The sequence below is a fragment of the Mariniradius sediminis genome, from assembly GCF_021491425.1.
Taxonomy (GTDB): domain Bacteria; phylum Bacteroidota; class Bacteroidia; order Cytophagales; family Cyclobacteriaceae; genus Mariniradius; species Mariniradius saccharolyticus.
The window spans coordinates 98,329-110,477 of record NZ_JAKEVZ010000012.1 but is presented as its reverse complement, the minus strand read 5'-3'; the positions used below and the strand labels follow the sequence as shown (position 1 = coordinate 110,477).

The window sequence follows — 12,149 nt, the reverse complement described above, 5'->3', positions numbered from 1 at the left end:
TTCGGCTATGATAATCATTGTGACGGGTGTATCCGGGAGCGGAAAAACCACTTTGGGCTCCCTTTTGGCAAAGAATCTTCATTTGCCTTTTTATGATGCGGATGACTTCCATCCCACAGCAAATATCGAGAAGATGACCCACGGTATTCCCTTGACCGACCACGACCGTTGGCCTTGGCTTGATCACCTAGCGGGAAATATCCAAAAATGGGAATCATCCGGTGGGGGGATTTTGGCTTGCTCTGCGCTACGGGAAGTATATCGGGAAAGGCTTCAAACCGTCCCGGACATTATCTGGCTGCACCTCAAAGGCATGAAGGAAGTCATTGCCGAAAGGATGGCCGCAAGAAAGGGCCATTACATGAACCCCGATTTGCTCGATTCCCAACTCAATACTTGGGAGGAACCTGGCTACGGTTATCAAATGGATATCACCAAAACTCCAGAAGAAATGGTAAAGGAGGTGTTGTCTTATCCTGAAATATCCCAAGCAGCTTCCCATATCGGCATTATCGGAATGGGCGTGATGGGAAAAAGTCTTGCGTTGAATTTCGCTGAAAAGGGCGTTCCTGTTTCGGTTTACAATCGGTTTGTGGAGGGGAAAGAGGAGAACATTGCCAGCCAGTTTGCTGAGGAGAATACTGAATTTCCGTTGTTGAAGGGATTTGATGATCTGGCAGGTTTTCTTTCATCGCTTCAATCGCCGAAGAAGATACTCCTGATGATCCCTGCCGGCGCGGCGATCGATCAACAAATCGCCCAATTGGAGTCCTCGTTGCAGGCGGGAGATATCCTGATTGACGGTGGGAATTCTTTTTATGAGGATTCCAATCGACGCGTGAAGGATTTGGAGGAAAAGGGACTTCACTTTGTAGCAATGGGCGTTTCCGGTGGAGAGGAGGGCGCTCGTAGAGGCCCTTCGCTGATGCCGGGTGGAAGCCGGGAAGCCTTTGATATCCTGGCACCCTACCTGCAAAAAATCGCCGCAAAAGATACCCATGCCAATCCCTGCGTCGACTATATCGGCCCCGCCGGCTCGGGACATTTTATAAAAATGGTGCACAACAGCATCGAGTATGCTGAAATGCAGGCTTTGGCTGAGATTTACCAATTGATGAAATATGGACTCAAACTCACCTATCCTGAAATTTCGAAAGTGTTGAAGAATTGGGCAAACGAAGGCCTAAGGAGTTATTTGTTGGAAATTACTGCCGATATTTTATTGGTAAGGGATGGGCGGGAATATCTGCTGGATATGGTCTTGGACAAGGCGGGCCAAAAAGGAACCGGCAGCTGGTCCTTGACCACTGCTTTGAACTTTCAAGTGCCTTATAGTCCTTTGTCTGAAGCCGTGACTGCCCGGATGCTTTCCAGCAACAAATCTAATCGGGTCGAATTGGCGGAATATTATGGACACAGATTCGGCGCCTTTGCGGAGGATAAGGTCATTTTGATCGAGAAACTCAAAAACGCCTATGCCCTCACGCGGTTCATCAATCATGAAGTCGGCTTCGACTTGATGAAAACGGTATCGGAAAAAGAAGGCTGGAACCTCAATCTCAGCGAGATTGCCCGTATCTGGACCAATGGCTGTATCATCCGCTCTACCATGATGGAGCAGTTGGTGGGAATTTTCAAGGACAACACGTCCATTTTCACCACCAAATCACTCAAATCAAAAATCAAGGAAATGAAATTGGACCTGACCTACATCGTTGGCTTGGGCTTGCAGCATAGCCATGCACTCCCCGTCATGTCTGCCGCTGCCAATTATTTCCTCAGCCGCATCACGACCGATTCCCCCGCCAATCTCATTCAGGCACAACGAGACTATTTCGGTGCGCATACCTATCAGCGTAAAGACGACCCAAGTGGGGCCTTTTTCCACAGTGATTGGAAAGCCAGTGTTCCACATCCATCTTAAACCCAAATTTAACCATGAAAAAGCTCCTTCTTTTATTTGTCGCGGCATGTGCTTCACTTGCATGTGCTGCGCAGGATATGCTCGTCCAAAACGTCCACATCATCGATGTCGAGTCGGGTCAAATACTTCGCGACCAGTCCATTTTGGTTCAAGAAGGAAAAATCACAGCCGTATTCCCCAAGGCATCACCGCCCAGAAACATACCGACCAATATTACCAAAACAGACGCAAAAGGAGCTTTTGCACATCCTGGTTTGGCGGAAATGCACTCCCATATCCCGCCTGCATCCGCAGAGGGGGACTTTTCCTATACCCAGGATATCCTTTGGCTGTACATCGCCAACGGCATCCTCAATGTCAGAGGAATGATGGGTCATCCTTCACATCTTGAGTTGAAGGAAAAAGTGGCATCGGGGGAAATCATTTCCCCACGCCTGTTTGCTGCGGGTCCTTCCCTGAACGGAGGCTCTGTACAAAGTCCGGAGCATGGCGCCCAAATGGTCAGAGAACAGAAAGCCGGTGGATTTGACCACCTCAAGCTGCATCCAGGATTGGATATGCCGCGGTTTTTGGCGATCGCGAACACTGCGAAAGAAGAGGGTATCATCTTTGGCGGTCACGTTTCATTGGACGTGGGCCTTGCCAATTCCCTCCAACATGGCTACAAGTCCGTGGAGCACATGGATGGATACATAGAGGCACTGGTGTCTGACAAGAGCAGGCTAGATCCCCAAGTGGCGGGAGCGTTCAGCATGATGGCGCTTCCCTATGCAGATATGTCCAAAATCCCTGAATTGGTCCAAATGACTTTGGATTCCAAAGCTTGGATTGCGCCTACCCTTACGCTGTTTGAACGGTTTTTTGGCTATAAACCTGCCGACCAGTTTCGGCTCGAACCCGATATGAAATACCTCCCGGGAGTCCAAATTCAGCAATGGGTCAACCAGAAAAAACTGTTGGAAAACCAGGGCATGCTTCGGGAAGAGATCGTGAAGCCTTACCTTGAATTCCGTCAAAAAATGCTGTTGGCTTTGCATACAGCGGGAGTTCCGATATTGATGAGTTCGGATAGCCCGCAGGTGTTTAACGTACCCGGTTTTTCGATCCACAATGAAATCAAGTCCATGCACGAAGCGGGAATGGAACCCGTCGAAATCCTCAAATCCGGGTCTATCAATATCGCGCGCTACTTTGGACAAGATGGGCAATATGGAGTGATCAAGTCAGGTGCTGCAGCAGATTTTGTCTTGGTCTCAGGCAATCCACTCGAAGATCTCAGCCGACTCAAAAACATCGAAGGTCTGATGCTCCGCGGTCAATGGATCAGCAAGGAAAAAATTCAAACCGAGCTGAAAAGGATCGAGGAGAAGAATGTAAGGAGGTGAAATAGTCCGCCAATGATGGCAGTAGCGTATTTTGGACCCTGATTTCCCAGCCACTAAAAAAAATCCCGTGCCATGACCCTTCCATCATGGCACGGTAAAAAATTTCTATTTCACCACTCCAAGTTCCTTGCCGACTTCAACAAAAGCCGCTATTGCCTGGTCGAGGTGATGACGTTCGTGTCCGGCTGAAATCTGTACGCGGATCCGGGCTTGTCCTTTTGGCACGACGGGAAAGTAGAATCCAATCACATAGATTCCTTTTTCCAGCAGCTTTTCAGCCATTTTTTGTGACAATACCGCGTCGTAAAGCATGATCGGAACGATGGGATGCTCTCCCGGCTTGATGTCAAATCCTGCCTCGGTCATTTTGGCCCGGAAGTATTTGGTGTTTTCCTCGAGTTTGTCCCGGAGTTCGGTCGTCTCGGATAGCAAATCAAACACGGCAATCGATGCGCCTGTGATCGAAGGGGCTAGGGTATTTGAAAACAGGTAAGGTCTTGACCTTTGGCGGAGGAGTTCGATGATTTCTTTTCTGCCTGAGGTGAAGCCTCCAGAAGCACCGCCCAATGCTTTGCCCAAGGTGCCGGTGATGATGTCGATTTTGCCCATGACGTTGCGGTATTCGTGTACGCCGCGGCCGGTTTTGCCCATGAATCCGGTGGAATGGCATTCGTCTGACATGACTACCGCTTTGTATTTTTCAGCCAAAGCTACAATCTTGTCCAGTTGCGCGATGGTGCCATCCATAGAGAAGACCCCATCCGTGACGATGATTTTCTGTACGGCACCTTTGGCATCGGCATCCTTGAGTTGGGCCTCGAGGTCCTCCATGTTGTTGTGCTCGTAGCGGTAGCGCATGGCTTTGCAGAGGCGGACACCGTCGATGATGGAGGCATGGTTCAGGGCATCGGAAATGATAGCGTCCTCCGGACCAAACAAGGGCTCGAATACGCCACCGTTGGCATCAAAAGCGGCGGCATACAGAATCGTATCCTCAGTACCCAAGAACTTGGAAATCTTTTCCTCCAACTCCTTGTGGATGTCTTGCGTCCCGCAGATGAAGCGGACAGAAGACATACCGAATCCATGCGTATCGATGGCTTTCTTGGCCGCCTCGATCACTTTGGGGTGGGATGACAAGCCAAGGTAGTTGTTGGCGCAGAAGTTCAACACCTTTTGTCCGCCGGCGATGGTGATTTCCGCAGCCTGAGGGGAGGTGATGATCCGCTCTTTCTTGAAAAGTCCAGCAGACTGGATTTCCTGCAACTCTTTCTCTAATTTGGGTTTTAGGGTATCGTACATGGATTGGAATTAGTTTTTTTAAAAGCTCAAACACTTGTGGCGCCCTTGTGCCGTACATCGGCTGAAATCACTATTTTTGCGCCATTCAATCCCAAATATAATCAAAAACCTCAGGGGGCACAGAAGTCCATCTGTCGGAAAATTTTACTCATGGAAAGCGTTTTGATCATTGGTGCAGCCGGGCAATTGGGCTCGGAACTGACACAGGCTTTGGCCGAAATCCATGGTGGCGAGCAGGTAATCGCTACCGACATCAACCCAAAATCACTTGAAAAATTTGATTGCTGCAAGACAAAAGTCCTCGATGTAATGGACGATGCGGCTGTCCGCCGACTGGTGAAATCCGAAAGTGTGACGCAGATTTATCATTTGGCCGCGGTGCTTTCCGCCACGGGCGAGAAAAACCCGCTTTTTGCCTGGAGATTGAATATGGACAGTCTGCTTTCCATTTTGGAGCTTGCGAAGGAAGAAAAAATGGACAAAATCTATTGGCCTTCTTCCATTGCCGTGTTTGGTCCCAACACGCCCAAGGTCCAGACACCCCAATACTGTGTCAAGGAGCCCAATACGGTTTATGGAATTTCCAAGCAAGCCGGAGAGCGCTGGTGCGAGTACTATTTTGAAAAATACGGTGTTGACGTACGCAGCCTTCGCTATCCAGGGCTAATCGGATACAAGTCTCTGCCGGGCGGAGGAACTACTGACTATGCCGTGGATATCTACCACAAGGCGATTGCAGGGGAGCATTTTGTATCCTTTCTTAGAGAAGATTCTTACCTACCGATGATGTACATGCCCGATGCCATCAAAGCCACCATCCAACTCATGCAAGCACCGCGGGAGAGTGTCAAGATCCGCTCGAGCTACAACCTTTCGGCGATGAGTTTTTCTCCAAGCGAGATCTATGAAAACATCAAGCTTCACTATCCCGACTTCAAGATCAGTTATGAACCGGATTTCCGCCAAGCGATCGCTGATTCTTGGCCCGACAGCATTGACGATAGCCGAGCTCGGCAGGATTGGGGCTGGCAGCACGACTTTGACCTTGCCAAGATGACTGCCGATATCCTGAAACATTTGCCCAATTACAAATTTTAGGTGGACATTTATCTCTGGTCTATAGTAAAGTGTAGCATTTGGCTTGTGCTGCCTCCAACCCAATGAATTCTATCTGATCTGAAAATGACTTCAACCAACACGAACCAAGAACGGCTTGCTGCAATGCGGGAAAAAGGCTATGACTTTGACCTGGATCAGGTGTTCCGGGAGTTTTGGGAAATGTTTTTGAAGCAGCCGCTTTTCAGCATGGCCTTTACGCTGCTGATTTTTTCCTTGCAGCTGCTGGCGCTGGTTTATCTTGATAAATTCGTTTTCCTGTTTGGCCTGCTGCTTGCCCCGCCTTTGTATTCGGGATTTTATCTCGTGGCCTTCAAGATCAGTGCTGGGCAACCCGTTGTGTATCCGGATTTCTTCACAGGTTTCACCTACTATTTTCCGACCGTCTTGATTTGGCTGGTCGGGCAGGTTTTGGTGAGTCTGGGTATTTTTGCTTTGATCATTCCGGGAGTCTACCTGGCAGTAGCTTACAATTTTGCGGTCTTAATGGCAATTTTTGGGGGATTTGACTATTGGAGCGCATTGGAGGAAAGCCGGAAACTGATCACGGTGCGTTGGTGGAAGTTTTTTGTCTACACCTTACTCTTGTTGTTGATCAATCTCGGCGGGATTTTGACCTTTGGTGTCGGATTGTTGGTCAGCGTGCCCGTTACGTTTTACTCCACGTACATTTTATTTGAGCAGCTGACACGGGAGGCACTGGCGGAATAGGCCTTAATCCAAGAGGAAATTGTTGAAAAAGCTGCTTTTCAGCCCCATCCAAATGAGGAAAAAAAGGATGCCCCAAAACAAATACACCCGATAGAAATCCACAGTTTCCTTGTAGCGGGATTCCTTGATTTCCGCTTTTTCCATGGTATTGATTTGGTCAAAAATCTGCTCTAGCGCATTTCCATCGGATGCCCTGAAGAATTGCCCGCCGCCGATGCGCGCGATATCCCGCAGGGTGGTTTCGTCCAGATAGCTCTCAATCATCTGCGGCCGTCCAAAGAAATCCACGCCATAGGGTACCATGCCATCCTTGCCCACGGCAATGGTGTAGATTTTGATATCCATGGCCGCGGCGAGATTGGCCGCGAAGATCGGATCGACGTTTCCGGCGTTGTTTTCCCCGTCGCTGAGCAGTATCATCACCTTGCTTTTGGATTCTGATTCCCGCATTCGATTGGTGCCTGCCGCCAGCGCACTGCCAATCGCGGTGCCTTTGGCATCCATCATATTGAAGGTGATGTCTTTCACCAAATCGGTGAGCAGCTTGTAGTCTGTCGTCAAAGGAGCCAGTGAAAATGCCTCTCCGGAGAATATCACCATTCCGATCCGGTCGCCAAACCTGCCGTTGACGAAATCAATCGCCGTTTGCTTGGCCGCTTCCAGCCTGTTGGGGCTGAAGTCCTGTAGGTCCATGGATTCCGATATATCCATCACCAGCATGATATCGATGCCCTCGGTGTATTGTTCGACACGCTCGTTGCTTTTCTGCGGACGGGCGAGTGCGATGATCACCATCCACAGTCCGAGTATAAAAAGTACTCCCGGAATGAGCCGCAGATAAGTCCATGGATTGTTTTGTGAAACCGTACCGGGAAGGGAAAGCTCCAACACGGGGTTTTTTAGAAATTTGACAAACTTCCGTAAACCCATTACCAACGGAGCGATCCAAAGCAGGTGCAAAGCCCAGATATTTTCCCAATCATAGGACTGGAATGTCTCGGGAAGGAACCAAAACAAGGAGAAAAAGTCGCTGATGTTATTTGGATTCATCGGGTTCGGTTATCTTCTTTTGGAACGCCATGGCGCATACATCCCTTAGATTTTGACAGTTTTCGCTGATGTCCTTTCCGGATTGCCCCGCATAGATGATGGATTCGATCGCGCGGAAATCCTTGATGATGTCTTTGTTGTCAAGGAATTCCGAAATCTCCGTGGTAGTCCATTCCCTGAAAGGTTGCTCATTGAGATGCTCCATGTAAGTTTTCCAAAGCCCAAGCAACTCGTCGGCATGGTCCATGTCAGGTTGGGAAGCAAAGGCAAGTTCTGCTTTTTCCCACCGGCTGAGGAAGCGTTTGTATTTGCGTTTCTCGAGCCAGTTTTGCCACATCCGCTTGAGTTTTTTTCCGAAGAAAAACAAAACGACGGCAGCGACCACCAGCAGTACCACCAGGACGATAACCAAAACAAACACATTGAATTCGGTAGGTATGGGTTGGTAGACGTTGTTGTCCTTGAAGGCGAGGTTTTCGGGAAGCGGGTCAATCGTCAATTTCAGGGCGAGTTGGGCTTCCAGGGGTTTGTGCTCCAGACTATCGTATCGAAAGACTTCATAAATCGGTAGTGACAGCCGTACGACGGGGTCGAGCGAAAAATTCGAGACATAGTACACGGCGGAGTCCAATGTCACGTCATCTGTTGTAGACGAGATAAAGGATTTTTTCTCGAGCAAAACAAAAGGCTCGAAATTATAACTGGAATCCGGGAAAATGATATTGGTGCCGGGGCGATATTTGGCTTTGAGTACATAGGCAACCCGCTCGCCTAGCTTCGCTGAATCCTGCATGAAATAGCCCTCCACCTCAATATCCTGCGCCAAAACCGGTCGGACAATGAATCCCAAAATCAACAATATGGAGGCCAAGATTTTACCCACGCTTCATGGTTCGGTTACGGTGCTTGAATAATTCTATCAGTGGCAGGACAATGTCATTCTTTGTACTGATTTCGAGGTAGTTGACCTGGTTTTTCTTGCAGACATCTTGGAGGTGTTCGCGTTCTGAGCTGAAAGATTCTAGAATTTTTCTAGAAAAACTCCCAAACGCGGTATTCACCCAAGTCGTCCTGCCTTGCTCTTTGTCATAGACCGGGATGATCCCCAAAGTAGGTAACGCGGATTCCCTTGGATCGGTTATTTGGATCGCAATCAAATCGTGTTTTTGGGCTAATGCCTTGAATGGTCGTTCGTATCCTTGATCGATAAAGTCAGAAATCACAATGACAATGCTCCTTTTCTTGATGATGTTCAGGGCGAAGTTGAACATTTCCTTCAAGTTTGTTTTGAGGGATATGTTTTTGTGGCCGAATATCCCTTGGATGATTTTGATGCCCTGCTTGGGGCCTTTGCCGGGAAGAATGATTTTTTCTTTTTGATCTGAAAATGAAATCAAACCGACTTGGCTTCCTTCAAAGACCGCGGCCAGAGTCAATACGCCAGCCACTTCCTTTCCGATATCGATTTTCTTTTTGCCTTCATCGCCGATATCCTGCGAACCGCTGATGTCCAGCAAAAAATAAACCGACTGGTCTTTGTCCTCCCGAAAGGTCTTTACGAAAGTGCCGTGGCCTTTGGCAGAAACTTTCCATTCGATCGTCCTGAAATCATCCCCGTACTGATACGGCCGCAAGTCGTCAAACTCCAACCCAGATCCCTTGAAGATCGATTGGTAGTCACCCTGAAGCTGGTTGTTGACCACCTTCCGGATCATGATTTCATACCGTCTGAGCTTCTTGAGGAGTTGGTTCATGTTGGGGTTTTCGCGGGCCTAAATTAAGCCTGATATTTGAATTTAAAAACGAAATGGGATGTTCGGGAGTTTACGATGTTATAATTCGACGGCTATATCTTGGATTTCCTTAATTTTGGTTCGTGAAAAAAATATTTCTCCATTTCTGCTTGATCCTTTCCGTTGCCTGCAGTCCTGACAAGCAGCCGGAAGGTGTGCTCTCGGAAGACAAAATGGTTCAAATCCTGACGGATATCCATTTGGCAGAGGGGATAGTCAGTTCGTTCCCGATACATTTTGATTCCTCAAGGGTATTGTACCCCTATTTGGAAAATGAGGTTTTTGAAAAACATGCGGTCAGCGACTCGGTTTTTAGAGCAAGCCTTGAGTATTATATGCGGGATCTTCGGGTGATGGACAGGATTTACGCCAGGACCATTGATTCCCTGCACGTCATCGAATCTTCTGGCAAATAGGTACGATTCATGCTTTATCCCCAAAACGTAGAAGAAAAAATCAGCTTTACCAAGATCCGGGAACTACTCAAAGAGGAATGTTCTGGACCTTTAGGTATCCAATTCGTGGACAAAATGTCCTTTTCAAAGGATTTGTCGCTGGTTTCGAGGCTGCTTGAACAGACAGATGAATTCAAGAAAATCATTGGATCCGGGGAGTTGTTCCCTTCATCCAACTACACCGATGCTAATCCCTACCTCGATAAGGCGAGGATAGAGGGAAGTTTTCTGGATCAAGAAGAATTCCACGAAATCAGGCTTTCACTTTTTACCCTCAGCCGGTGCATAGAGTTTTTCAAGGATCATGAGGAAGCGTATCCGAGTCTGTTTGCATTGTTGGGCCTTGTTGCATTGGACAACACTCTGCTGAGAGCGATAGAAAGGATACTTGATGAAAAGGGAAAAATAAGGAACAACGCTTCCCAGGAACTATCCCTGATTCGGTCACAGATATTGTACGAGGAAAACCGCCTTAGAAAGGTATTGGACCGTATATTTCGAGAAGCCAAATCGAAGGGGATGACGCCCGATGACGCATCCATTACCGTCAGGGGAGGCAGGATGGTCATTCCGGTTTTGGCAGAAAACAAGCGAAAAATCAAGGGATTCATCCATGATGAATCAGCTACAGGCCAAACTGTATATCTTGAACCAGCCGAAGTCTTGGACATCAACAATGAGCTGAAGGACCTCGAGTACATGGAGCGTCGGGAAATCCAACGGATTCTGACGAAGCTCACGGATACAATGAGGCCCTTCATACCCGAGATGCGTAAGGCCTATCATTTTTTGGGCATGGTGGATTTTATTCGGGCCAAGGCAAAGTTTGCAATCAAGACCAATTCCCACAAGCCCATTTTAAAAAAGGAGCGTCAGCTTCAATGGTCCGATGCAAGACATCCTCTGCTCGAATTTGCCCTCAAACAGGCAGGGAAGAAAGTCGTGCCACTCAACCTAAGCCTAGACCATAACAGAAGGCTCTTGGTCATTTCGGGGCCCAATGCAGGCGGGAAATCCGTTACGCTAAAGACAGTGGCCTTGGCCCAGTTTATGCTCCAATGTGGCCTTTTGGTGCCTATGGACAGCCATTCTGTGTGTACTGTGTTTGATGATTTCTTCATCGACATCGGGGATGAGCAGAATATCGAAAACGACCTCAGTACTTACAGCTCACACCTGATGAGCATGAAGCATTTCACCCAATTTGCTGACAAGAAATCCATCATCTTTATCGACGAGTTTGGTACAGGGACTGAGCCGATGTTTGGTGGAGCGATAGCCGAGGGGATTCTACTTGCTCTCAACCGGACCGGAGCCTATGGGGTGATCACGACGCACTACGGCAACCTCAAACAGGTGGCCGCCAAAAACCAAGGCTTGGTGAATGGGGCCATGCGCTATGACGTGGAGAAATTGGAACCGCTTTACCAATTGGATATTGGCAAACCAGGAAGCTCCTTTGCACTGGAGATCGCTTCGAAGATTGGAATCGCCAAGGATATCATCGACTATGCCAAGGAGCATATTGGAGAAGAGCGTGTCAAGTACGATAAGATGCTTACCAAGCTCGAGAACCAAATGGCGCAGCAAGAATCCCTCCTGCTGGAAAACAAACGGAAAGAAAGGATCCTGGATCAGCGTATGAAGGAATATGCCGAGCTAAGGGAATCCTTGGAGCAAAACAAAAAGAAGTATATCCAAGAGGCGAAGACAGAGGCGAAAGCACTCTTGGACGATGTCAACAGGAAGATCGAAAATACCATTGCCGAAATCCGCCGCACGCAGGCCGACAAAGATAAAGCAAAGGAACTGAGGCAAGAGGTCGAGCAGCTGAAGGCAAAGGTAAAACCAGAAAAGAAAATTCCAGCTCCCGAAAAAACCATCAAGGTCATTTCAGGGGAGATTGCCGTGGGTGATCACGTGCGATTGAAGGACAGTGGTGCGATTGCAGAGGTGATGGCCCTCAAAAAGAATGAGGCCGAAATCAGTATCGGTGATCTGAAATCAAACGTGAAGCTAAATCGATTGGAAAAAATTTCCCTGGGGGAAATGAAGAAAGAGAAAAAGTCCCTTGCCAGAAGGATAGGCTTTGACACCAATGCCAAGATGATGGATTTTTCTCCAAACCTCGACATCAGGGGAAAGCGTGCCGAGGAGATCATTTCCTTAGTGCAGAATTTTGTCGATGATGGGTTTATGTTGGGTTTGAAGGACTTGCGTATTGTCCATGGCAAAGGTGACGGCATTTTGCGGGAGATAACCAGAAACCTGTTGCGGTCAATGAGTTCGGTAGCCAAGTTGGAAGATGAACACGCCGACAGGGGAGGCGCAGGCGTTACGCTTGTGACGCTCAGGGCATAAAAAAGGGATTCCGATTTGTGCGGAATCCCTTTTTTCTTCAAGAAAATAGATT

Annotated in this window: 10 protein-coding genes; 6 read left to right on the top strand and 4 right to left on the bottom strand. The window is 48.2% G+C overall.

Annotation, left to right across the window (positions count from 1 at the left end):
• Positions 1-7 precede the first annotated feature (7 nt).
• Both gnd and L0U89_RS15475 read left to right on the top strand, forming a co-directional pair.
• Positions 8-1,924, top strand: coding sequence for an NADP-dependent phosphogluconate dehydrogenase (gene gnd, locus L0U89_RS15480; protein WP_234862350.1), 1,917 nt, complete (start codon positions 8-10; stop codon positions 1,922-1,924).
• A gap of 14 nt (positions 1,925-1,938) precedes the next feature.
• Positions 1,939-3,309, top strand: a complete 1,371-nt coding sequence (locus L0U89_RS15475; protein WP_234862349.1) for an amidohydrolase family protein — start codon at positions 1,939-1,941, stop codon at positions 3,307-3,309.
• A 105-nt stretch (positions 3,310-3,414) separates the two neighbouring features.
• Here L0U89_RS15475 and kbl read toward each other — a convergent pair whose 3' ends face one another.
• Positions 3,415-4,611 carry a glycine C-acetyltransferase gene (kbl, locus tag L0U89_RS15470; RefSeq protein ID WP_234862348.1) on the bottom strand — a complete coding sequence of 399 codons (1,197 nt, stop codon included), beginning with the start codon at positions 4,609-4,611 and terminating at the stop codon, positions 3,415-3,417.
• A 150-nt stretch (positions 4,612-4,761) separates the two neighbouring features.
• On the opposite strand from kbl, the gene L0U89_RS15465 reads away from it, so the two are divergent.
• Both L0U89_RS15465 and L0U89_RS15460 read left to right on the top strand, forming a co-directional pair.
• Entirely contained in the window at positions 4,762-5,709 is a 948-nt protein-coding gene (locus tag L0U89_RS15465) for an NAD-dependent epimerase/dehydratase family protein (RefSeq protein ID WP_234862347.1), read from the top strand.
• 84 nt (positions 5,710-5,793) lie between these two features.
• Positions 5,794-6,438, top strand: coding sequence for a hypothetical protein (locus L0U89_RS15460; RefSeq protein ID WP_234862346.1), 645 nt, complete (start codon positions 5,794-5,796; stop codon positions 6,436-6,438).
• Between the two features lie 3 nt (positions 6,439-6,441).
• On the opposite strand, the gene L0U89_RS15455 is transcribed toward L0U89_RS15460, so the two are convergent.
• The 3 genes from L0U89_RS15455 to L0U89_RS15445 are packed head-to-tail and all read right to left on the bottom strand — an operon-like array spanning position 6,442 to position 9,242.
• On the bottom strand, positions 6,442-7,488 hold the full coding sequence (locus L0U89_RS15455; protein ID WP_008627110.1) for a vWA domain-containing protein: 1,047 nt from the start codon (positions 7,486-7,488) through the stop codon (positions 6,442-6,444).
• Complete coding sequence (locus L0U89_RS15450; protein ID WP_439651576.1) at positions 7,475-8,371, bottom strand: hypothetical protein; 897 nt, start codon at positions 8,369-8,371, stop codon at positions 7,475-7,477. The genes L0U89_RS15455 and L0U89_RS15450 overlap by 14 nt, the downstream gene beginning before the upstream one ends.
• Complete coding sequence (locus tag L0U89_RS15445; RefSeq protein ID WP_008627102.1) at positions 8,364-9,242, bottom strand: DUF58 domain-containing protein; 879 nt, start codon at positions 9,240-9,242, stop codon at positions 8,364-8,366. Before L0U89_RS15445 ends, L0U89_RS15450 begins: the two co-directional genes overlap by 8 nt.
• Before the next feature lie 122 nt (positions 9,243-9,364).
• On the opposite strand from L0U89_RS15445, the gene L0U89_RS15440 reads away from it, so the two are divergent.
• Both L0U89_RS15440 and L0U89_RS15435 read left to right on the top strand, forming a co-directional pair.
• Positions 9,365-9,697: a DUF4296 domain-containing protein gene (locus tag L0U89_RS15440; RefSeq protein ID WP_234862344.1), complete on the top strand. Its 333-nt coding sequence runs from the start codon at positions 9,365-9,367 to the stop codon at positions 9,695-9,697.
• A gap of 9 nt (positions 9,698-9,706) precedes the next feature.
• Positions 9,707-12,097 carry an endonuclease MutS2 gene (locus tag L0U89_RS15435; protein WP_234862343.1) on the top strand — a complete coding sequence of 797 codons (2,391 nt, stop codon included), beginning with the start codon at positions 9,707-9,709 and terminating at the stop codon, positions 12,095-12,097.
• The last annotated feature ends 52 nt before the right edge of the window (positions 12,098-12,149 follow it).